The sequence below is a fragment of the Hoeflea sp. BAL378 genome, from assembly GCF_000759435.1.
In the GTDB taxonomy this organism is placed as follows: domain Bacteria; phylum Pseudomonadota; class Alphaproteobacteria; order Rhizobiales; family Rhizobiaceae; genus Hoeflea.
Window position 1 is genome coordinate 1 of record NZ_JRJG01000029.1, and the last position, 22,606, is coordinate 22,606.

General features: G+C 65.6%; 20 protein-coding genes. 10 read left to right on the forward strand and 10 right to left on the reverse strand.

The window, feature by feature from the left end:
* Positions 1 to 208 precede the first annotated feature (208 nt).
* The 5 genes from LL06_RS08095 to LL06_RS08115 all read left to right on the forward strand — a co-directional run bounded on the left by LL06_RS08095 (position 209) and on the right by LL06_RS08115 (position 4,356).
* The gene (locus tag LL06_RS08095; RefSeq protein ID WP_081963785.1) at positions 209 to 607 is read left to right on the forward strand and encodes a DUF4342 domain-containing protein; all 399 of its coding nucleotides are present in this window, start codon (positions 209 to 211) and stop codon (positions 605 to 607) included.
* Positions 608 to 727: 120 nt separating this feature from the next.
* Positions 728 to 2,260, forward strand: coding sequence for a pyruvate kinase (locus LL06_RS08100; protein ID WP_201772318.1), 1,533 nt, complete (start codon positions 728 to 730; stop codon positions 2,258 to 2,260).
* A 154-nt stretch (positions 2,261 to 2,414) separates the two neighbouring features.
* On the forward strand, positions 2,415 to 2,633 hold the full coding sequence (locus tag LL06_RS08105) for a hypothetical protein (protein WP_035524773.1): 219 nt from the start codon (positions 2,415 to 2,417) through the stop codon (positions 2,631 to 2,633).
* 34 nt (positions 2,634 to 2,667) lie between these two features.
* Positions 2,668 to 3,558: an extensin family protein gene (locus LL06_RS08110; protein WP_152599535.1), complete on the forward strand. Its 891-nt coding sequence runs from the start codon at positions 2,668 to 2,670 to the stop codon at positions 3,556 to 3,558.
* Positions 3,559 to 3,642: 84 nt separating this feature from the next.
* Positions 3,643 to 4,356, forward strand: coding sequence for a DUF1868 domain-containing protein (locus LL06_RS08115; protein WP_052161311.1), 714 nt, complete (start codon positions 3,643 to 3,645; stop codon positions 4,354 to 4,356).
* A gap of 81 nt (positions 4,357 to 4,437) precedes the next feature.
* Here LL06_RS08115 and LL06_RS08120 read toward each other — a convergent pair whose 3' ends face one another.
* The 3 genes from LL06_RS08120 to putA all read right to left on the reverse strand — a co-directional run bounded on the left by LL06_RS08120 (position 4,438) and on the right by putA (position 9,960).
* Positions 4,438 to 6,117: a formate--tetrahydrofolate ligase gene (locus LL06_RS08120; protein ID WP_035524775.1), complete on the reverse strand. Its 1,680-nt coding sequence runs from the start codon at positions 6,115 to 6,117 to the stop codon at positions 4,438 to 4,440.
* 199 nt (positions 6,118 to 6,316) lie between these two features.
* A complete protein-coding gene (locus tag LL06_RS08125) occupies positions 6,317 to 6,682 on the reverse strand; it encodes a hypothetical protein (protein WP_035524778.1) in 366 nt (121 codons plus the stop codon).
* A gap of 161 nt (positions 6,683 to 6,843) precedes the next feature.
* Complete coding sequence (gene putA, locus LL06_RS08130) at positions 6,844 to 9,960, reverse strand: bifunctional proline dehydrogenase/L-glutamate gamma-semialdehyde dehydrogenase PutA (protein WP_035524780.1); 3,117 nt, start codon at positions 9,958 to 9,960, stop codon at positions 6,844 to 6,846.
* A 112-nt stretch (positions 9,961 to 10,072) separates the two neighbouring features.
* Here putA and LL06_RS08135 point away from each other — a divergent pair, with 112 nt between their 5' ends.
* Positions 10,073 to 10,534 (forward strand): Lrp/AsnC ligand binding domain-containing protein, encoded by a 462-nt coding sequence (locus LL06_RS08135; protein WP_035524782.1) that lies wholly within the window; start codon positions 10,073 to 10,075, stop codon positions 10,532 to 10,534.
* A gap of 177 nt (positions 10,535 to 10,711) precedes the next feature.
* Entirely contained in the window at positions 10,712 to 11,395 is a 684-nt protein-coding gene (locus tag LL06_RS08140) for a LuxR family transcriptional regulator (protein WP_052161312.1), read from the forward strand.
* 138 nt (positions 11,396 to 11,533) lie between these two features.
* Here LL06_RS08140 and LL06_RS08145 read toward each other — a convergent pair whose 3' ends face one another.
* The 7 genes from LL06_RS08145 to LL06_RS08175 all read right to left on the reverse strand — a co-directional run bounded on the left by LL06_RS08145 (position 11,534) and on the right by LL06_RS08175 (position 19,409).
* A complete protein-coding gene (locus LL06_RS08145) occupies positions 11,534 to 12,631 on the reverse strand; it encodes a DUF2333 family protein (RefSeq protein ID WP_035524784.1) in 1,098 nt (365 codons plus the stop codon).
* A complete protein-coding gene (locus LL06_RS08150; RefSeq protein WP_035524786.1) occupies positions 12,624 to 13,925 on the reverse strand; it encodes a DUF6638 family protein in 1,302 nt (433 codons plus the stop codon). The genes LL06_RS08145 and LL06_RS08150 overlap by 8 nt, the downstream gene beginning before the upstream one ends.
* Positions 13,922 to 15,838, reverse strand: coding sequence for an AAA family ATPase (locus LL06_RS08155; RefSeq protein ID WP_035524788.1), 1,917 nt, complete (start codon positions 15,836 to 15,838; stop codon positions 13,922 to 13,924). Before LL06_RS08155 ends, LL06_RS08150 begins: the two co-directional genes overlap by 4 nt.
* A 4-nt stretch (positions 15,839 to 15,842) precedes the next feature.
* Entirely contained in the window at positions 15,843 to 16,985 is a 1,143-nt protein-coding gene (locus LL06_RS08160; protein ID WP_035524789.1) for a hypothetical protein, read from the reverse strand.
* A 29-nt stretch (positions 16,986 to 17,014) separates the two neighbouring features.
* Positions 17,015 to 18,103 carry a hypothetical protein gene (locus LL06_RS08165; protein ID WP_035524791.1) on the reverse strand — a complete coding sequence of 363 codons (1,089 nt, stop codon included), beginning with the start codon at positions 18,101 to 18,103 and terminating at the stop codon, positions 17,015 to 17,017.
* Between the two features lie 190 nt (positions 18,104 to 18,293).
* Positions 18,294 to 18,605 (reverse strand): cytochrome c family protein, encoded by a 312-nt coding sequence (locus LL06_RS08170; RefSeq protein WP_345775675.1) that lies wholly within the window; start codon positions 18,603 to 18,605, stop codon positions 18,294 to 18,296.
* Positions 18,606 to 18,818: 213 nt separating this feature from the next.
* Positions 18,819 to 19,409: a thymidine kinase gene (locus LL06_RS08175; protein ID WP_035524796.1), complete on the reverse strand. Its 591-nt coding sequence runs from the start codon at positions 19,407 to 19,409 to the stop codon at positions 18,819 to 18,821.
* Positions 19,410 to 19,654: 245 nt separating this feature from the next.
* On the opposite strand from LL06_RS08175, the gene choX reads away from it, so the two are divergent.
* The 3 genes from choX (at position 19,655) to choV (ending at position 22,565) form a co-directional block, all read left to right on the forward strand.
* Positions 19,655 to 20,584: a choline ABC transporter substrate-binding protein gene (choX, locus tag LL06_RS08180; RefSeq protein ID WP_035524798.1), complete on the forward strand. Its 930-nt coding sequence runs from the start codon at positions 19,655 to 19,657 to the stop codon at positions 20,582 to 20,584.
* A 68-nt stretch (positions 20,585 to 20,652) separates the two neighbouring features.
* Complete coding sequence (choW, locus tag LL06_RS08185; RefSeq protein WP_035524801.1) at positions 20,653 to 21,507, forward strand: choline ABC transporter permease subunit; 855 nt, start codon at positions 20,653 to 20,655, stop codon at positions 21,505 to 21,507.
* Positions 21,504 to 22,565, forward strand: coding sequence for a choline ABC transporter ATP-binding protein (gene choV / locus LL06_RS08190; protein WP_035524803.1), 1,062 nt, complete (start codon positions 21,504 to 21,506; stop codon positions 22,563 to 22,565). Before choW ends, choV begins: the two co-directional genes overlap by 4 nt.
* The last annotated feature ends 41 nt before the right edge of the window (positions 22,566 to 22,606 follow it).

A 22,606-nucleotide genomic window follows, 5' to 3' on the forward strand; every position in this document is an offset into this window, starting at 1 on the left:
TTAATCCATCGCCGGCGGCGCGGAAAGCTCGCCGCGAGCCCCTCCCGGCCCGGACCGGCGCCTGAAGCGGCGCCGGCACGCCCGTTGCGGTCGGAGGCGGCAGACCCCATCTGAAATGAAGAGGGATTGATCACCATCAAGGATGCGGCCGGCTATCCGGCCTATGAAAAGGCGTCTTCAGTTATCTTCACCGTCAAGGAGAAATCCAATGGATGAGCACACCGGCAAGACAAAGAGAACATTCACCGAGGAAATCGAGGTCCTGGGCAGCCAGCTCGTGCAGCAGGTCAAGGATCTCTTGCAGGAAGGCAATGTCCGGCAACTGCGCCTCAAGGCGTCCGACGGCGACATCCTGTTCGAAACGCCGCTGACCTTCGGCGTGGTGGCGGGCGGCGCGGTGGCGCTTGCGGCCCCGTGGCTCGCCATCCTCGGCGCGATCGCGGCCTTCGTCACCCACGCCCGGATCGAGATCGTCCGCGAGATCGATGATGCGGCGCCGGCCGAACCCGCAAGCCCGGACCCCGTGAGCGCGGAATCAGCGCCGGCCCCCGGACCCGAAGCCGCCTCTGCGGCAAAAGCGGCGGACGGACCGGCGGCCAGCGCATAACACAGCCGGCAGGGTCCGGCCGCAACCGTCATCAAACTGAAATCCGCCGCCGCTACAGAGCGGAACTGGCGGATGGCAGGATGTCGCGTCCACGCGGCCGGCCCGCCTGGAAGGATAGTCTTGAGCGAACACCCAATTCCCATGGCGGAGCAGGCGGACGGCACGCCCAATGCCGGACCGATCGCCGCCTGCCGCACGCAGCTCAACGACGCCATCGCCAGGATCGACGCCGACAGCGCCGCCATCTTCGCCGATTGGGAGCCGCAGATCGCCCGCCCGGAATTTCACCCCGGGGCGCGGAACCTCGCCTTCTACCTGGCCGCCCGCCAGTATGATCTCACCGAGCTGCAGTCGCGCCTGTCGGTCCTGGGCCTGTCCTCGCTGGGGCGCGCCGAATCGCATCTGCGCCAGTCGCTCGCCGCCGTCAGCGCCACGCTCGACGGGCTGTCCGGACTGCCCGCCACCTGGCCCGATCCGGTGGCGATCGATGCCGGGTTCGAGCAGATCATCCGCGACCAGACCCTGTTCTTCGGCGACGACACCGGGGAGCGCCACACCCGCATCATGGTGACCATGCCGACCGAGGGCGCCACCGACGCGGGCCTTGCCGAACGGCTGCTTGAGGCCGGGGCGAGCTGCTTCCGCATCAATTGCGCCCATGACGGACCCGAGGTCTGGTCGGCGATGATCGACAATATTCGCGCGGCCGCCGCCGCGGCCGGCCGGCGCTGCCCGGTGCTGATGGATGTCGCCGGACCCAAATGCCGCATCGAGAGCATCGACCAGCCCGGCAAGCGGCTGTTCCGCGGCGACCGGTTCCGGCTGATGGCCCGGCCCGACGGCAAACGGTCCGACGACAAGCACAAGCGCCTGCCCACGATCACCATCACCTTCCCCGAAATCGTCCTCAAGCTGCAGTCCGGCCTCCAGGTCTGGATCGATGACGGCAAGATCGGCGCCCGCGTGGTCGACCTCATCGATGGCGGCGCGGTTCTTGAGGTGACGGTGGTCGCCGACAAGGGCAAGAGGCTCAAGCTCGAGAAGGGGATCAATTTTCCCGCCATCGACCTCGAGATCGAGCACCTGACCGCCGCCGATCGCGCCATCCTGCCCTTCGTCGCCGCCCATGCCGACATCATCGGCTGCTCCTTCGTGCAGCGGCCCGAGGATATCCGCGACCTCACCGCAGCGCTCGAGCCGCATCGCGGCGACAGGCCGCCGCAGCCGCTGCTTCTCAAGATCGAGACCGCGCTCGCGGTGCGCAACCTGCCGCGCATGATCGTCCAGGCCGGCGCGCACCAGCCGGTGGCGGTGATGATCGCCCGCGGCGACCTGGCCATGGAAGTCGGCACCGAGCGGCTGTCGGAAGTGCAGGAGGAAATCCTCTGGCTCTGCGAGGCGGCCCATATCCCGGTGGTCTGGGCAACCCAGGTGCTCGAGACCCTGCTCAAGACCGGGGCGCCGTCGCGCGCCGAGGTCACCGATGCGGCCATGGGCCAACGCGCCGAATGCATCATGCTCAACAAGGGCCCCTATATCCTCGAGACCATCCGCTTCCTGGCCGGCATCCTGCACCGCATGGACCGCCACCAATTCAAGAAGACGGCGCGGCTTTCGGCGCTGACATCCTGGCGCGGCCGGCAGCCGCTGTGACCCTGGCGGCGCGCCGCCGGACGGGCCAATTGCCGGAATGACCGCGCGCGCAGACGGCGCGGCCTGTAAAAAGTTCTCTTTCCGCCCGCCAGGATGCATCTTTCCGGCGCTTCGTGCGTTGTCCTCCCATTCGCACGAAACGGGAACCGGACCGATGGACACCATTCAGGTTACTCTCGCCCTTGTTACCGCGGCAGTTGCCGGGGCCATGACCTATGTAAAGGCCCACACCATGCCGCTCGACCAGCCTGCCGTCACCGCCGACATCTTTGCCTGCCAGCAGTGGCCGGAGGGACAGGACGCGCGCGCGCCTCGCCTGGCCTCCACCATCAGCGCATCGGGCAGGCCTGCCTGCCTGACCATGACCAATTAGGATGCGGCCAGGCGCGCCCGCGGAACCGCTGAGGATGGGATCGAGATCAACCATCGGCCGGCGGTTGGCGCGCGGCCTTGCCCTGCCGCTCATCATGGCGGTTTGCATGGGCCTCGACCTGCCGGAAAACGGCCCGGTTCCCGTCGACAATCCGCGCCAGCTTCCGTCGGCCGACACTCCCCCGCCGGTGCCCGAAGAGAAGCCGGCCCCGCCGGAACCTTCAAGCCCGCCCGCGGATGCTCCCGATCCGGAGGCCAAGGACGCCCCGGCGCCGTCCCCGTCGAAACCCGCTCCCGACACGGCCAAACCCGTTCCCGACACGGCGAAAAAGCCGGCGCCGCTTCCCGGCATCACCGCCCCGAAGGAAGACGAGACCGCACTCGCCCATTGCGAGGCGCAACTGCGCAAGCTCGGCGCCGTCTTCGACCGCGTCGAGCCGCTGACCGGCGAAAACGGCTGCGGCATCGAGGCGCCCTACCGCATCGACCAGATCGTCCGCGGCGTGACGCTCTCGCCCGCCACGCAACTGCGCTGCCAGACCGCGCTGGCGCTGGCCCGCTGGACCGGATCCGTGGTGATCCCGGCCGCCAAGGCCCTGCCCGATACCGTCACGCTCACCGGGATCAATCACGGCTCGACCTATGTCTGCCGCCGCCGCAACAATCTGGCGACGGGCAAGATGTCGGAACATGCGATCGGCAACGCCATCGACATTATCGATTTCGAGTTCAAGGGACGCAAGCCGATCGGCATCGTGCCGCGGGCCGGCGACGGCAACATCGAGGAAGCCTTCCAGCGCGCCGTGCGCGGCGGCGCCTGCCTGCACTTCACCACCGTGCTCGGCCCCGGCACGGACGCCAGCCACGACGACCACCTGCATCTCGACATCGCCGAACGCAGGGGCGGCTACCGGCTGTGCGAGTGAAGGTTCAGGAACCGGTTCAGCCGTCATCGGCGCTTCACAGAGTCCGCTTATCCGCTTCGGTCTGACAGCAGCGACAGGTGGATCATGCACGAAGCATCAGGACAGGACTTCTCCCGGAAATTTTGCGGCCTCGGCCAGCCGCCGGCGCCGGCTCGGCTGGGCACCCGGTTCGATGAAACCGGCGCCTTCCTGCCCGAGCCCGGCAACACGGTGGTGAGCCACGTCGTCCCGGGATCGGACACCGAGCGCGCCATGGTCCGGGTCCGCGACCGGCTTCGCGCGCTGGATCCGGGCGGGCATTTCGCCTGGACGCCGGTCTCCAGCTACCACATGACCATTTTCCAGGGCGTCATCGAGGGCCGGAGACTGCCGGGCTACTGGCCCGCGGAGCTTCCGCTCGACACGCCCATCGCCGAAACCACCGACCATCTCGCCGCGCGATTGCAGGGGTTTCCGCCGATCGAGCCGTTCCGCGTCCGGCTCGACGAGATCACGCCGCACGGCCTGACCGTCTCGGGCGCGACACCGGCCGACGAGGCCATCATCCGCGGCTTCCGCGACGAGCTTGCCGGCCGGTTCGGCTATCGCCATCCCGACCACGACACCTATGTCCTGCATCTCACGCTGAGCTACACGGTCCGCTGGCTGCCGCGCGGCAGCCATGAGCTCTATCTGCCGGCGCTGAGGGAGCTCACGCGGAGCTTCCAGGCCGAGGTGCCGGTGATCGAACTGGGGCCCGCCGACTTCTGCGCCTTCGCGGACATGAACCATTTCGAGCCGGTGCTCAGGCTCACCTGAACAGCGGGGTCGCATCGCCCGGTATCCCGCGGCGGCGCCGTCCGGATCACGCGACCCGGACGCCGTGCAGCACGGCAGGCCTCAGAACAGGCCCTCGATCTGGCCCTTGTCGTTCAAGAAGATCTTTTCGGACGACGGGGTCTTGGGCAGGCCCGGCATGGTCATGATCTCGCCGGTGATCACGACGATGAAGCCCGCGCCGGCCGACAGCCGCACCTCGCGCACCGGCACTGTGTGGTCGACCGGCGCGCCGCGCAGGTTCGGGTCGGTGGAGAAAGAGTACTGCGTCTTGGCCATGCAGATCGGCAGCTTGCCGTAGCCCTGCACCTCCCACTGCTTGAGCTGCTCGCGCACCGACTTTTCGGCGATCACCTCGCCGGCGTGGTAGATTTCCGTGGCGATGGTCTCGATCTTCTCGAACAGCGGCATCTCGTCGGGATAGAGCGGGGCGAACTGCGCCTGGCCGGATTCGGCCAGTTCCACCACCTTGTGGGCGAGATCCTCTATCCCCGCCGAGCCCAGCGCCCAGTGCTTGCACAGGATGGCTTCCGCGCCGAGCGTGGCGACATAGTCCTTGACCGCCTGGATCTCGGCCTCGGTGTCGGAGACGAAATGGTTGATGGCGACGACCACCGGCACGCCGAACTTCTTCACGTTCTGCACATGACGGCCGAGATTGGCGCAGCCGCTCTTCACCGCGGCGATGTTCTCCGCGCCGAGGTCGTCCTTCTTGACGCCGCCGTTCATCTTCATCGCCCGCACGGTAGCGACGATCACCGCTGCATCGGGCTTGAGACCGGCCTTGCGGCACTTGATGTCGAAGAATTTTTCCGCGCCGAGATCCGCGCCGAAACCGGCTTCGGTGACGACGTAGTCGGCAAGCTTGAGCGCCGTGGTGGTGGCCACCACCGAGTTGCAGCCATGCGCGATGTTGGCGAAGGGACCGCCATGCACGAAGGCCGGGTTGTTTTCCAGCGTCTGCACCAGATTGGGCTGCATCGCGTCCTTGAGCAGCACCGTCATCGCCCCGTCGGCCTTGATGTCGCGGCAATGGATCGGCGTCTTGTCGCGGCGATAGGCCACCACGATGGCGCCCAGCCGCTGCTGCAGGTCGGTGAGATCCTTGGCCAGGCACAGGATCGCCATGACTTCGGAAGCCACCGTGATGTCGAAGCCGGTCTGGCGCGGAAAGCCGTTGGAGACGCCGCCGAGATTGACCACGATGTCGCGCAGCGCCCGGTCGTTCATGTCCATCACCCGGCGCCAGACGATGCGGCGCGAATCGATCTCCAGCTCGTTGCCCCAGTAGATGTGGTTGTCGATCATCGCCGAGAGCAGGTTGTGGGCGCTGGTGATGGCGTGGAAGTCGCCGGTGAAATGAAGGTTCATTTCCTCCATCGGCACGACCTGCGCCTGGCCGCCGCCGGCGGCGCCGCCCTTCATGCCGAAATTCGGTCCGAGCGACGCCTCGCGGATGCAGATCATCGCGCGCTTGCCGATGCGGTTGAGCCCGTCGCCGAGCCCCACCGTGGTGGTGGTCTTGCCCTCGCCCGCGGGCGTCGGGTTGATCGCGGTGACCAGGATCAGCTTGCCGTCTTTCTTGTCCTTCTGCCGGGCGATGAAGGCGGCCGACACCTTGGCCTTGTCGTGGCCGTAGGGCACGAGATCTTCAGCCGGAATGCCGAGATTCCCGCCGATCTCCATGATCGGCTTCTTGTTTGCGGCGCGCGCGATCTCGATGTCGGATGTGAACTGAGCCATATGCGTGATTTCCTCTCCCAATCGGCCCGCATCCCCCGCGCGCCCGTTGGCGACGAATAGAAACCGAAAGCGGCTTGGATGCTTGCATGAAACGGGACGCCGAATGCGCCAATTGCGACACAGCCGAGAAAGGCGCTACGGCGCGGCAGGGATGACGGCGCAACAGGCGGTCAGGCCGGGAATGACCGGCCCGGCGGGATCACTCCAGATGCACCATCAGCGCATGCACCTCGGTGCCGCCCAGCGTCCGCGCGGCGTGCCCCCTGCCGGTGGTGTCTTCCATCAGAATGACGTCGCCCGGCCCCAGATCCATCACCGCGCCACCGCTGGTCTCGCCCTGGAAGCGGCCCGACAGCATCACGAACAGCTGCCGGCGCGGCGCGGGATGCAGCTCGCTGTCCCAGCCTGCGGGAAAATGCACCATGACGTAGCGTGTGGTCCCGACCGGAGCCGACACGCCGAAGGCAGGCGCCGGCGGCGCGTACAGCGCCATGTCGAACTCGGCCTCGAGCTCCTCGAAATGGCTCTCGCCGTTTTCATCGGCGTAAAGCCGGAGATACTTCATGGCATATCCCCCTCGCGGGACCCGACGCGGGTCCACCCCCGGCCATCGCCGATATGCGGCAGATGGACCTGCCGGCATCTAGGCATATCCGGTGGCCGAGGGAAACCATGAAACGACCTGTCCACCAGGCGCGAGACGGGATAGAGCGCTGACTGTCCGCCTCACCCGTCCCCCATCGCAATCAGCCCGGCATTGCCGCCAGCGGCGGCCGTGTTGACCGACACCGCCTGCTCGACCGCGAAGCGCATCAGGTAGTGCGGGCCGCCGGCCTTGAAGCCGGTGCCCGACAGGCCCGAGCCGCCGAAGGGCTGGGTGCCGACCACGGCGCCGATCATGTTGCGGTTGATGTAGACATTGCCGGTGTCGAGCCGGTCGATGACCTTGCGCACCGTGGCCTCGATGCGCGAATGCACGCCGAGCGTCAGGCCGAAGCCGGTGGCGTCGATGGCATCGAGCACCGCGTCGAGCTTCTTCGCCTTGTAGCGCACCACATGCAGCACCGGGCCGAAGATCTCCCGGTCGAGCGCCGACGCATCCTTGAGCTCGACGATGTGCGGGGCGAAGAACAGCCCCTCGTTCGGCGCGTCCCCGGCATAGACCAGCTTCTGGGTCCGCGAAATAGTGGCGATATGCCTGGACAGCATGTCGCGCTGGGCCTCATCGATCACCGGGCCGACATCGGTGGAGGGCATGGACGGGTTGCCGAGCTTGAGTTCGCGCGCGGCGCCCTCGATCATCGCCAGCATGTGGTCGGCGACATCCTCCTGCACGAACAGCAGCCTCAACGCCGAGCAGCGCTGGCCGGCGGAGCGGAAGGCCGACATCACCACGTCGTCGGCCACCTGTTCGGCGAGCGCCGTGGCGTCGACGATCATGGCGTTGAGCCCGCCGGTCTCGGCGATGAACGGTACGATCGGCCCGTCCCTGGCGGCGAGCGTCCGGTTGATGGCGCGCGCCGTCTCGGTCGAGCCGGTGAAGGCCACGCCGCCGATCTTGGGATGCGCGGTGAGTGCCGCGCCGACATCGCCCGCGCCCGGCAGGCACAGGACCACGTTCCTGGGCACGCCCGCCTCATGCAGCAGCGTGATCGCCTCATGGGCGATCAGCGGCGTCTGTTCCGCCGGCTTGGCGATCACCGCATTGCCGGCGGCGAGCCCGGCCGAGACCTGGCCCAGGAAGATCGCCAGCGGGAAGTTCCACGGCGAGATGCAGACGAACACGCCGCGTCCGCGCCAGCCCAGCCGGTTGTCCTCGCCGGTCGGCCCCGGCATCGGCAGCATTTTCGAGAACATGTCGCGCGAGCGGGCGGCGTAGTAGCGCAGGAAATCCACCGCCTCGCGGATTTCGGCGATGCCGTCGTCGAGCGTCTTGCCGGCCTCGGCCGACAGCAGCGCCATGAACCGGTCGCGCCGCTCCTCGAGCAAGTCCGCCGCGCGGTCGAGCGCCGCGGCGCGCAAGCCCGGATCGGTGCGCGACCAGCTCTTGAAACCCTGGGCCGCGGTCGCCACAGCCTTGTCCACGTCCTTGGGATCGGTGAAGCGCACCGTGCCGACGATGTTGCCGGAATCGGACGGCGAACGGATCTCCTGCTTCGGCCCGGATGCGGCAAGGCCCGGCGCCAGCGGCCCGGCCTCGACGGTCTCGGTCGACCGCGCCATGCCTTCGATCAGCGAGGCGAGCTGGAGGCGGTCGCCGAACTCCAGCCCGCGCGAATTGGCCCGGTCGGGATAGATCGCCCCAGGAAGCGGGATCTGGCTGTTGCGCGCCGATTGCCCGCGGGCGAGCCCGAGCTTGGCGTCGGGACGTTCGAGAAGGGTTTCGATCGGCACGGTCTTGTCGCCCGCCACCGCCACGAAGGAGGAGTTGGCGCCGTTCTCGAGCAGCCTGCGCACCAGATAGGCGAGCAGGTCGCGATAGCCGCCGACCGGCGCGTAGATGCGGCAGGGCACGCGGTCGTTGGAGCTGTGCAGGCTTTCATAGACCACCTCGCCCATGCCGTGCAGGCGCTGGAACTCGAAGCCGCTGCGGTCCTCGGCCATCTCGATGATGGTGGCGACGGTGAGCGCATTGTGGGTGGCGAACTGCGGATAGATCACGTCGCGCATGTCCAGCATCTGCCGGGCGCAGGCGAGATAGGAGAGATCCGTGGCGGCCTTGCGGGTGAACACGCCATAGCCGTCGAGCCCGCGCTCCTGGGCGCGCTTGATCTCGGTGTCCCAGTAGGCGCCCTTGACGAGCCGCACCATCATGCGGCGGCCATGCAGGCGGCAGAGCCCGGCGATGTGATCGATCACCTGCGGCGCGCGCTTCTGGTAGGCCTGGATGGCGAGGCCGAATCCGTCCCAGCCGGCCAGCGACGGATCGGCGAAGGCGCGGTCGATCACGTCGAGCGACAGCTCCAGCCGGTCGACCTCCTCGGCGTCCACCGTGAAATTGAGATCATGCGCCTTGGCCATCTGCGCCAGCCTCACGAGATCGGGCACCAGTTCCTCGAGCACCTGCTCGCGGTGGGTGGCGAGATAGCGCGGATGCAGCGCCGACAGCTTGACCGAGATGCCGGGACGGTCGGGCAGCTTGCGGCCGGCCGATGTCTTGTTGGCCGCCTTGCCGATGGCGGCGATCGCATCGGCATAGGACTTGAAATAGCGCCTGGCGTCGGCGAGCGTGCGGGCGCCCTCGCCCAGCATGTCGTAGGAATGGCGGTAGCCGCGCGTCTCGTTCTTGGCGGCGCGGGACAGCGCATCGGAAATGGTTTCGCCGAGCACGAAATGATGGCCGAGAAACCGCATCGCCTGCCGTGTCGCGGTCCGCACCGTCGGCATGCCCATGCGCTTGACCAGGCCGCGCATCACCCCCTCGGGCGTCTCGCCGGGATTGATCACCCGCGCCGACATTGCCAGCGCCCAGGCCGAGGCCGAGACGAACCAGGTGTCGCCATGGGTCTCGTGCTCGCTCCAGCCGCCCTCCTTGAGCTTGTCCTCGATCAGCCGGTCCTGAGTCATGGCATCGGGAACCCGGAGCAGCGCTTCCGCCAGCACCATCAGCGCCAGGCCCTCGCGCGTCGACAGGCCGTATTCGCGCAGGAAATCCTCGACCCCGCCCATCTGGCCCGAGTCCGAGCGGATCGCCTGGATCAGCTTGGTGGCGCGGGCGTCGATCGCCCGGTCCTGCGCACCGCTGAATGCCAGCTTCTCGTGGAAGCCGCTGATCAGCCGATCGTCGTCCGGCGCATGCGGGGCGTGAAAGGCCGTCAAGGGTGGCTGGCGTGTGGCGGTCATGGTGCTCTCCCGTGGATGACGCAACTTATCGCTTGATATGCCGTGTTTCTCTCTATATGTTCGTTTCAAATTAGATGATAAAACTACAAATATGTCCCTTCCTGGAGAATTAATGAAGGAAATTGACCGCATCGATCGAAAGATCCTTCGCGCCATGCAGGACGACGGACGGCTGAGCAATCTCGAGCTGGCGGAGAAGATCAGCCTGTCGCCGACCGCCACCGCCGAGCGTCTCAAGCGCCTCAACCGCGACGGCTACATCACAGGCTACACTGCCCGGCTCTCGCCCGAAAGGCTTGACCGCGGAATGCTTGTCTTCGTCGAGGTCAAGCTCGACCGGACGACACCGGACGTCTTCGACGCCTTTTCCCAGGCGGTTCAGAAATCCGATGACGTGATGGAATGCCACATGGTGGCCGGCGGCTTCGATTACCTGGTCAAGGCGCGCGTCAAGGGAATGGAAGCCTACCGGACCTTCCTCTCCGACGTGATCCTGTCCCTGCCCGGCGTGCGCGAAACCCACACCTATCCGGTCATGGAAGAGGTCAAGAATACGGGAAAACTTCCGGTGTAATGTTTACAAGCACTTACCAATTCTGTGCGCGGCGGCGTCTTGCTTTTTGCTCCGTGACAGATTCAAGTGTGGCGCCCAGCAGTGAAAAAATCATGGGCTAAGGCCATGCTTTGGTTGGGGTCTGTTAAGAATGGCGGGTTGCGATTGATGGAAGGCCCTTCAACTCTCATCAGCAGAGTGAATGCGATCAGGACCGAAACCGAACTCGCGGGTTTTCTGCGCGAACTGGCAGCGGATTTTGATTTCAAGGGCTTCATGGTGATCGACATCCCGACGGCGGCCGACAGGAAACTCTCGCCCCGGATTGCGCTGTCGGACATGCCCTCCGGCTTCATCAAGGATTACGACGCCCTCGGGCTGCTGCAGAACTCGCCGATCTTCGCGCGCTTGCGCCATTCCACCGCGCCGGTGACGTGGAACCTCGAATCCGCCGGGCTCGGCCGGCCGGCGGAGGAAGCCGACCCCGCGCTCGAGCTTTTCAGCCGCCACGCCATTTCGCTCAGCGTCTACTATCCGGTGCACGGCGCCAACGGCCGGCGCGCCGTGGTGGGATTTGTCGGCAACCGGGCGGCCTTGCGCCACAGCGAGATGGGCGAACTGGGACTGTTCGTCATGCATGCCTATGACGTCTATTCAAAGCTGAAGGGCGAGGCGGAAATTTCGGCGGCCGCCCTGACCGCGCGCGAACTCGAGGTGCTGCACTGGGCGTCGAGCGGCAAGACCTCGATGGAAATCGCCGCAATCATTTCGCTGTCCGACCATACGGTCAATTCCTACATGAACAGCGCCATGCGCAAGCTCGACTGCGTCAACCGGACCCACCTCGTCGCCAAGGCGCTGCGGCTGCACCTCATCAGTTGATCCGGACTGCCGCCCTTTCCGCGGGCGGCAACGGTCCGCCGCGGAAGGCCGGCCCGTGGGGAGGCATCCCATCCGGCACCGTCCCGGGAGCATGCCGCAGCGACGGGCCAGCCTGGCCGGCCCGCTACCGGTCAGCGGTCAGCGGTCGAGAATGGCGCGGATTTCCACGAGGTTGGAGCGGAATCTCAGCACATAGAAGCCCATCGTCGCCAGGTGCGTCGGCATGATCCAGCCGCTTTCATTGCCGTTGGAGATGATCATCGGCTGGATCTTCAGCGCCGCGGACAATTGCACGTCCATGTCGTCCCACAACTGGCTCAGGTTGCGCTGGGCCACCACGTCGCGGAAATCCTCGCGGGTGGCTTTCAGGATCCCGTAATAGCCGTAGAGCTGGCCATAGGCGAACCAGAACCGGTCGTCGGCGCGGGTGTCGAACCAGCCGGCGTTGAAGTTTTCCGAGCGGTCCCTGAGGATGGCGGAGGTCGATCCGACATCCGAGGCGATCCGGTCGAGGAACTGGACCAGATTGTCGGCGCGCGCGTCGTAGGTCGCCTGGCATTTGGCGAGCCGGTCGTTGAAAACCGTGAGATCGGTGATCGCCGAACGGTAGAACGACGGCGTCGGCGTCTTCGGCCCGAACGGATTGACGCCGAAATACCAGGTGTATTCGTCAAACTGCAGCGCGCCGCGCGCGTCCTGCAAATTGCCGTCGACCTGGCTGGTGCCGCGCACGCGCCCCAGCGTGTCGACGAACTCGACGGTGGTGCGCCGGATCGCCTGGTTGACGCCGCGCTGGAACGCCGCCTTGTTGTCGAAGAACGGCGTGTGGTCCCACTCGATCCCGAACAGGCCGGCCTTGTACAGGATCATCGACGAGATCCAGGCGTTCTGGTTGACGTTGTAGTCGATCAGGTCCGCGGTGACCGCGACCATCGCCGAGGGCGCGCAGGTGCCGTCGGCCTGCTGGGTTCCGGGCGTGGTGGCATGGGTCTCGCGCGCGGCGGGATAGGTCGGGTCGAAATTGGTCCAGACCTGGGTCTGCCAGAAGAAATAGCCGTACAGCCCGACGAAGACCAGCAGGATGCCGCCGACAATGGCCTTGAGCATGAAGCCGCGTTGCCGGTACCAGCCGGCGACCGTGACGAAGGGCCACAGGATGGCCGCGACGACCATGCCGAAGCCGCGGCCGATGGCGTGGAAGATGCGCTCGAAAAATTCAATCACCGGGTCAAGCATCCTCTTGGTATCCTTCCAGACCGTAAAGCCGCGCCCTGAACGCCGCCTTGTTATTCAGATAGGTGGTTCCGAGCACATCCACAACATGGCTGCGGTAGCTTTCGGAATAGCCTTCATAGGATTGGTAAAACCCCTGCTTGTCAAAGACAAAGCGGGTGACGAAATCGAACGGCGCCAGCCGCGCCAGCAGCCGGTTGACGAGCCACTGATCGGGATGATCGGGAACCGCGCGGCAGAGCATCAGCCGGCGGTCGGCCCTGATTTCGCGCATCTTCACCTGGCCGGTGGAGGCCACTTCGCGGATGGCCTCCTGCAGGAACGGATAGATCCCCTCCTCGGCGATCAGCGCGGCATTGCGGTGCATCCAGGTCTGCAGGAATACCCGGTCGGCGCCGGCGAGGTCCACGGACGGATCCGTGCGGCCGATCAGGTCGGCGATCGCCATGTCGGCGCGATGGACGAAGAAGCCCGAGGGCTCGACCCAGGAGGCGCGCGGCAGCTCGAGCCGCCCCGACTTGGACAGGTAGTCGAAGATGCGGGCGTGGTCGGCGCTGTCGATGTAGCTCACCTCCCAGGGGCGCGAACGCTTGAAGCCGGGCGCCTGGTGATCGCAGATCACGGTGGTGGTGCGGTCGTCGCGGAAGATGAACACGCCGCCGAAATGATTGGCCCAGTAGGACCGGTGCGCGAACACAAGCTGGTCCGGCACCAGCGCGTTCTGCCTGATGTCGCCGGTCTCCCGCGCCAGCTCGACCATGCGGTTGAGCATGGCGTCGTCGCGCCAGGCGGTCTTCGAGGTCTGCAGCCGGTCCACCAGCCCGCGCAGCTCGGTGGCCTTGTCCAGCATGTTTTCCGCCGACATCACCCGGAAGCGGACCTCGTCGATCGACAGCAGGTCCTCGACCCCGGTGACGACGTCGACCGGCTCCTCGATCTCGCCATAGAGCGCGTCCTTGATCGTCACCGCGGAGACGGCGCGGCGGTTGCCGTCGAAGAATTCGTGCATCAGCCCGGCGGTGTTGGAGAACTGGGTGTGGACCACCGGCAGGTTCTCCTGCTCGGGCGTCAGGATGACGAAACGGCGGTTGACCCCGTTCGGGTCGAGATACTGCGCGTCGCCCAGCTCCTCGGCGATCTCGGGCGAAAACCCGGTCATGTCGATGCGGAACGAGGCGAGCCCGGTTTCCGGCAGGCCGAAGGCCCGGAGCGCCTTGTTGTAGCGCGCGACCAGATGCGGCTCGTCGATGGTCAGCAGCCGGCCGTAGATCAGTTCGTTTTCGATGAGCCGCTTCATTGCTGCCAGCGCCCGTCCCGCTTCATCGCCTCGATCTCGCGGATGGCGCGTTCGCGCTGGCGTTCGCGGCGGATGATGTCGTCGACGGCGGTGGCGTCGGAGCGGTCGGTGTAGCGGAATTCGGAATCGGCGTAGCGGTTGATTTCCTGCAACACCATCTCGATGGTGAAGGGCTTGCGAAGCTCCGAGATCATCGCGAGCTTCTCGTCATAGGGTTTGTGCATGAAGGCGCCGGCGGTCTCGAACCACGCGTCCGGCAGGTCGATGTCCATCGCCCGCATCTTGATCGCGTCGGTGATGTTCTTGATCGCCCGTCCGGTGAAGCGCGGCTCGGCGAGCTTGATCCGGTGCAGATAGGCGCCGATGTCGGCGATGGTCTTCACGCCGCCCTGCTCCTTCTCGAACGCCTCCCAGACCGACAGCAGCCCCTCCTCCTGCGGCCGGTCGTGGCCGTCATAGGAGCGGGCCACCGCCTTCTTGATCTCCTGGCTCGCGAACAGCTCGTGCGAACCGAGCGGGATCGCATGGTTCTTGCCCGCCAGCAGCGCGAAGACGTCGATATAGTCGTCGAGCGATTGCGGCCCGTCAACCAGCCAGCGCGCGCCGGCGCGTTGTCTCAGCGCATCGTCGACATTCTCGGGATAGTTGGAGAACATGCCGAAGCTGCAGTTGCCCCTGACCACGGTGGAGGCGCCGGCGAAGGCTTCCATCAGCACGGCTGTGACTTCCTGCTGGCCGGCCGACGCCCGGTCGTCGGAGCGCTTGGCCGCGACCTGGTCGATGTCGTCGATGGTGCCGAAGCCGATGGCGCGCGGATTGAGCACGTTGTCGACGAAGGCCTTGCAGTTCTGCCCGGACTTGCCCTGGTAGGAGGAGATCTGGTCGACGCCGAAATTCTCGTAGTGGAACGGGTAGCCCGCCACCTGGCAGTAGTCGTTGATCAGCCCCGCCAGCATCTGTATCAGGATGGTCTTGCCGGTGCCCGGCGCGCCGTCGCCGATGAAGGTGAACAGGAAGCCGCCGAGGTCGACGAAGGGATTGAGCTGCCGGTCGAAATCATAGGCCACGATCATGCGCGCGAGCCGCATCGCCTGGTGCTTGGCGAGATGGTTGCCGATGATCTCGTTCGGCTTCTTGAACTGCATGACCAGCGGCTTGCGGCGCTGCCCCGGCGCCACGTCGAAGCCGTCCAGGGTGAAATTGTCGCTTTCTAGTCTGAGATGCGACTGGGCGAAGGCGCTGAGCGCCTCGAATCGGGCGCGGCGACTGATCAGACCCTCGATCGCCACCCGCGCCAGGGCCCGCGCCCGCGAGGTCATCGCCGTTTCGTCCGGCGCGCCGAAGATCGCCTCGTCGAGCGCCGAGACGATCGATTTGAGCGCGTCCTGCGGCGTGTCGAACTGGACATCGGGCTCCCCGGTGTCGCCCGCCGGTTCGCTTTCGCCGTCAACCGTCTGCAGGATATAGGCCGCCAGCGTGAAGGCCGCGACATAGGCCGAGGCCGAAAGCAGCCGGCGGAAGCGCTCCGCCTCCTCGCCCTGCAGGGGCGCCCCCGCATTGCGCGCCTGCAGGCTCTCGAGATCGGTCTGCCGGCCGAACAGCTCCGCCACCGCGAGCGCCACGGCGATGCCGCGCCGGGTGCGGTAGAGCAGCGTGTGCTGGCGGATCGACAGCATCGGGTCGTCGGCGCGGATCTGCTGGATGGTCTTGGCAAACTCGACCTCGCGCGTCCGCCGCAGGCCGCCGGTCGCCACCGTCGAGACGAAGCGCCGGTTGGTGCCCGCCAGCGGCGTCGACGACGCGCCGTCCTGCTTGGTCAGCACGATCACCCGCGTCACCATGCCCTGCGCCAGGCCCTGGTGGCGGGCAATGTCGTCCTCGGAAATCGTTGTCAGGCCGGTTGTCTGGCTCATGATCTCATACCTCGCTGATGACCTGGTTGCCCGACACCACATGCACGGTGAAACCCGAAAAGATGCTCTCGGCCTCGCCCGAGGCGTAGAGCGCCTGGTAGGCGTCGTGCGGAACGAGCGCGTGTTTCTGGTAGGCGCTCACGCCCTGGCGCGTCGCCTCCAGGTCGTCGGTGTCGATGTGGTAGATCTCGCGCGCCGGCGTCGAGCTCCACAGCCCGCGCTTGGCCGGGCTCTCGGACTTGGAGAAGACTTCCTGCATGGTCCAGGTCAGGAGCCACGCGTTCTCGTCCTTGCGCACCTTGGAGAGGATCGCCGAGATCTGGTCGCTGTTTTCCGTCACGCCGGCCGAATAGAACGGCCCCAGCACGAAGCGGCGAAGCTGCTTGGGATGCAGGAGCTCGAAATCGGCGTCGAGATTCTGGGCGATCGTCGCCGGCGATAGCGAATAGGCGCCGTTCTTCTCGACCGAAGCGTCGAAGGCGCGGGCGAATTCCGGGTTGAGCAGGCCGCCGACCGGCAGCGGGATCTCGACATCGGGATTGAGCTTGCCGTCCTTGACCAGCATCCGGGCGATGCCTTCGCTCGAATCCTCGATCGTCGCCATGTAGACCATAGGCAGCGTCTGCACGCCGTCGAACACGCCCCAGTGCACCACATAGAACGGCCGGCCGTTCTTGGGGTTGATCGACACGCGGATGGTCTCGGGCAGGATGAACGGCGCGAACACCGCGTCCTCGCCGATCTCCTCGAGATAGAGCCGCTCGGCGATCTGCTCCTGGAGCGTCGCGGGGAATGCCTTGTGGCGCAGGATGAAATCGGCCATCTCCGCCTTCAGCGTGTCGACATCGGGGATCGCCGCCAGCCGCTCGGCCGCCGTCGCCCGGTCGTTTTCCAGCGTCAGCACGTTCTGGAACACCGGAAAGCCGCTGTCGGCCCGGCTGATGCGGAAGCGCTCCATGAAGCCGACCCGGTTTTCCCAGGCCGAGAACGTCGCCTCCAGCCGGTCGACATAGGGGATGATCACCTGGCCGATCAGGCCATGGGCGTAAAGCGGCGAGTCGGCGCCGGCGAGATGGACGCGCAGCCCCTGCAGCGCCGCGCGCATCGATCGGAAGTAAGCGCCGGCGGCGCCGGTGTCAGCGCGCATGGCCGGTCCTCGGTCTCATCCCCACCGGCTTACGGTTTGACGTATTTGGCGGTGTTGTGCTTTTCGAGAACCTCGGCGAAGCGCCGGGCGAAGGCGTCGTCGGCCAACTGCTTGCGGCGCTGGATGTCCTGGGTGGAGAGCATGTTCTTCTCGTGCATTTCCAGAAGGTCGCCGATGTGCTTCTGCGCCGCGGCGCCGATGCCGGCCATGGTCTCTTCCGCCGCCGTGTCGACCCGGCTGCCGAGCGTGTTGATCTTGTGCGCCACGTCCTGCTGGGCGGCGGTCTTTAATGAATCCTCAAGCGCCTTGTAGAGGACGATGCGCTGCTCGGTGTCGATGGTGAGCTTGTTGATCAGCGTGTTCTGCGCCGCGATCTGGTTGTTGAGCGAATCGACGAAGGTCTGGAACATCGAGGTGTAGCGCTCGAGCGTCTGGCTTTCGGCCAGGAGTTCCTGCTCCTTGGCCTGGCGCTCGTTGTATTCGGTGGCGAGCTTCGAGCGCTCGCTTTCGAGATTGGTGCGCGTCATCTGGTCGGTCGACGCTGCGATCTGGTTCTCGATGTCCATCAGCAGCGGATTGAGCTCCTCGATCCGCTTCTGCGTCGCCTCGAGATTGGCCATGGTCACCTTGCGCCGCTCGATCACCTTGATCAGGCTCGCCTCCGAGGTCTTGTAGCGGCTGTCGAGAATGTCCTTCTGGTCCTTGAGGATGCCGGTGATGGTGTCGGACTTCTTCAAAAGTTCCTGCAGGTTGCCCGACAGCGACATGTTCCTGACCCGGTCCGAGCGCATCCGCTGCGCCCGCGCCTTGGAGAACATGCCGACGAAGCTCTCCATGCCGGAGAAGCCCTTCATGCTCTCGAACTCGGAGCCGAACACATTGGTCGCGTCCTCGAGCCCGATGATCAGGTCGGCGATGTTGGTTTCCATCATCCGCTGCTGGCGCAGCACGTCCTGAATGCGGGCGTTCTCGATGTCGAACTGCGGATCGCCAAGCTGGGCGTCGGCCTCGGACAATTTCTCCAGCATGCCGCTGGAGGCGTCGATCTTGGTGCGCATCTCCTCGACGACGCTGCGTGTCTTCTCGATTTCGGCGTCAAAACTCTTGATGTCGGCCATGTCCGAATTCCCCGTTTTTCCGCGCCCGCATTCCGGCGCACACTTGCCCTGCCGGCCAAACCCGACCCTGAAATGTTTGTACCACCGGATAGATGCCGCGCAAACATCCGGGCTCTACAAGTAGGTACGATCAAGCCAAAAAAAAGCCGTTCCCGAAGGAACGGCTTCTGGCGTCCGGATCGCGCGGAAATCACTCGCCGGCGGCGGGGTCCTTAAGATAGGCGATCACGTCGGCGATATCCTCATCCTTCTTGAGGCCGACGAAGGTCATCTTGGTGCCCTTCACCACGCCCTTGGGGTCGTGCAGGTATTTCGTCAGTGCGGCTTCGTCCCACTTCGGCACCTCTGTCGCATGCGCGGTCATGGCCGGGGAATACTTGAAGTCCGCGATTGAAGCGACCGGACGGTCGATGATGCCGACCAGGTGCGGACCGATCTTGTTCTTCTCTTCCGTGGCCGTGTGGCATGCGGCGCACTTCTTGAAAACCTTGGCGCCGGCCACGGGATCGCCATCTGCGAACGCGGCGGTCGGAACCGAAAGGCAAGCCGCCAGAACGGCTCCAGAAAACAGGGAAATGGAAATGCGCATAGACAGTCTCCGTTCGATTGCAGGTGTATATTGTTATAGCGCAGGCCTTGGCGAGGGCAATGCGCACTTGGTAGGCAATTGGCCTCAATTTTCGCCGCGACATGAGCATCAATGGCGATCATGTCGTTATTTTGTTGCCCCAAGGTTTACAACATCGTCCCAATGGCGGCGACAATACGACACATATCTCTCATTGCCGCCGACCTCGATCTGCGCCCCTTCGCGGATCACCCTGCCCTCGTCGTCCATGCGAACCACCATGGTCGCCTTGCGTCCGCAATGGCAGATGGTGCGCACCTCGCGCAACTCGTCGGCGAGGGCGAGCAAGGCCTGCGAGCCCGGGAACAACTGGCCGCGGAAATCCGTGCGCAGGCCGTAGGTCATCACCGGCACCGACAGCCGGTCCGCCACCCGCGCCAGTTGCCAGACCTGCGCCTCGGTGAGGAACTGCGCCTCGTCGACGAAGGCGCAGGCGATCTCGCCTTCGGCCTGCAACGACCTGAGCGTCTCGAACAGATCGTCCTCCGGGCGGAACGGGATCGCCTCGCTGTCGAGCCCGATCCGCGAGGCGATGCGCCCCACGCCGCCGCGATCGTCGAAGGCGGCGATGAACAGCACCGTGCGCATGCCGCGTTCGCGGTAATTGTAGGAAGCCTGCAACAGCAGCGTCGACTTGCCCGCATTCATGGTCGAATAGCTGAAATAGAGCTTTGCCAAGGCGGGTCTCCGCTCTTCACCCGGGGTTTCATGATCCGCCGCGGGCCGCCCCGGATCTGCCGTGGCGGCTTCCCGGCCACTGATTAACGTGTATCTATTGCCAAGCGGGCCGGCCAAACTCCAGCCCCGCGCATGCACTTTCAACAGCCGATTTCGCGGGCAGCACAAGTTTTGACGGCTTTCCGGCTTGAGTTCACCGGCCATAGGTGGTTGTTTCGGCGATCGGAACACGGGAGATACCGACAATGACAAGAAGACTCACACTCGCAATTGCAACTGTCCTGCTCGCCGGGACCGCCACCGTTCAGGCCGCGGATTCCGAAGCCTGCAAGACCGTCCGCTTCGCCGATGTCGGCTGGACCGACATCCAGGCCACCACCGCCGTCGCCGGCGTCGTGCTCGACGCGCTCGGCTACACCCCCGAGGTCCAGGTGCTCAGCGTGCCGGTGACCTACCAGTCGCTCAAGAACAAGGACATGGATGTCTTCCTCGGCAACTGGATGCCGTCGATGGCGGCCGACGTGCAGCCCTTCCTCGACGACGGCTCGGTCGAAACCGTGGCCCAGAACCTCCAAGGCGCCGGCTACGGCCTCGTGGTGCCCACCTATGCGGCCGAAGGCGGCGTCAAGAGCCTCACCGACATCGGCAAGTTCAAGGACAAGTTCGACGGCAAGATCTACGGCATCGAGCCCGGCAATGACGGCAACCGCATCGTGCTCGAGATGATCGCCGATCCGGCCAACGGCCTCGACGGCTTCGAACTAGTCGAGAGCTCGGAAGCCGGCATGCTGTCGCAGGCCGAGAAGGCCATTAAGAACCAGGAGTGGATCGCGTTCCTCGGCTGGACGCCGCATCCGATCATGGGCGAAATGCCGATCGCCTATCTCGACGGCATGGGCGATTCCGGCTTCGGCGCCGCCACCGTGCACACCAATGTGCGCGCCGGCTACCTGGACGAATGCCCCAACGCCGGAACTTTCGTGAAGAACCTGTCCTTCTCGCTGTCCATGGAAAACAAGATCATGGACGACATCCTCAAGGGCACCGACGCCAATGCGGCGGCCCTCGAATGGCTGAAGGCCAATCCGGACACCGTCAAGCCCTGGCTTGAAGGCGTGACCACGTTCGACGGCGGCGACGCCGCGGCGGCCGTGTCGGCCAAGCTCGGAATGTAAGACTTGCCAACACCGGTCCGGAGCCGCATCAACGGCTCCGGACCGGTTGACGCGTCGGGGGACACGGCATGGATGGATGGACGAGTTTCATAACGGCCTGGAAGATTCCGGTCGGGCAATGGGGAAAGAGCTTCTTCAATTTCCTCACCGACAATTTCGAGTTCGTCTTCGACGCCATCGCCGATTCCCTCAAATACCTGCTCGACAGCATGATCGACGGCCTGCTGTGGCTGCCGCCGGTGGTCCTCGTCCTGGCGATCGCGCTCTTGGGCTGGCGCATCCAGAAATCCTGGAGACTGGCGCTCGGCATCGTGCTCGGGCTGCTCTTCATCATCAACCAGGGCCTGTGGAAGGAAACCGTCGAAACGCTGGTTCTGGTGATCTCGGCGGCTTTCATGTCCATGCTCATCGGCGTGCCGATCGGCATCTTCCTGGCGCATCGGCCGAGGGTCTACACCTATGTGCAGCCGATCCTCGACCTGATGCAGACGATGCCGACCTTCGTCTACCTGATCCCGGTGCTGATCCTGTTCGGCCTCGGCCTGGCGCCCGGCCTGCTGGTCACCATTATCTTCGCCTCGCCCGCGCCGATCCGGCTCACCTATCTCGGCATCACCTCGGTGCCCCGCCCGATGATCGAGGCGGGCATGGCCTTCGGCGCCTCGCACCAGCAACTGCTGAGGAAAGTCGAGCTGCCCGCCGCCCTGCCGACCATCATGGCCGGCCTCACCCAGTGCATCATGCTGTCGTTGTCGATGGTGGTGATCGCCGCCCTGATCGGCGCCAACGGGCTCGGCAAGCCGGTGGTACGGGCGCTCAACACGGTCAATATCCCGCTCGGCCTCGAGGCCGGCATCGCCATCGTCATTCTCGCCATCATCCTCGACCGCATCTGCCGCGTCCGCATCGGAGCCACCTCATGAGCCATGATGCCGACCGCGGCTCGGTCCGCATTCAGAACGTGTCCATCATCTTCGGCGACAACACCGCCGAGAGCCTGGCGCTCGCCGATGCGGGCAAGTCGCGCACCGAGATCCAGGAGGCCACCGGCGACGTGCTGGGCGTGCATGACTGCACCGTCGACATCAACGAGGGCGAGATCCTGGTGCTGATGGGCCTGTCGGGCTCGGGCAAGTCGACGCTGCTGCGCGCCATCAACCGCCTGAACCCGATCAGCCGCGGCACGCTGATCGTCAATTGCGGCGACGAGACCGTCGATGTCGCGACCTGCGACGCCAGGCGGCTCAAGCAGTTGCGTATGGACACCGTGTCGATGGTGTTTCAGCAGTTCGGCCTGCTGCCGTGGCGCACGGTCTGCGACAATGTCGGCTTCGGCCTCGAGATCTCCGGCGTGCCCAAGGCCGAGCGCGACGCCCGCGTCACAAAGCAACTGGCGCTGGTGGGCCTCTCCGACTGGGCCGACCGCATGGTGGCGGAACTGTCCGGCGGCATGCAGCAGCGCGTCGGCCTCGCCCGCGCCTTCGCCACCGGCGCGCCGATCCTTCTGATGGACGAGCCTTTCTCGGCGCTCGACCCGCTGATCCGCACGCGGCTGCAGGACGAATTGCTGGAGCTGCAGTCGCGGCTGGGCAAGACCATCGTCTTCGTCAGCCACGACCTCGACGAGGCCATGAAACTCGGCAACCGCATCGCCATCATGGAAGGCGGGCGCATCATCCAGTGCGGCACGCCGCGCGAGATCGTAAACTCGCCGGTCAACCAGTATGTCGCCGATTTCGTCGCCAACATGAACCCGATCGCCATGCTGTCGGCGCGCGACGTGATGGCCCCGGGCAGGCCGGACGCCCAGCGCGGCCAATCGCCGCTGTCGGCCTCCGTCACCCCCGACACACCGCTGTCCGAGGTGATGGACGCGCTAGCCAGGCGGGATGGGACAATCGGCGTTATTGACAACGGCGTGATCGCAGGCTCCATCACTGCCGAAGACATTGTCCGGGGCCTGACACGGCACCGCCGCTAGGCACACCCGCGTCAGGACCGGATCCGGAGAGCATTCAGGGA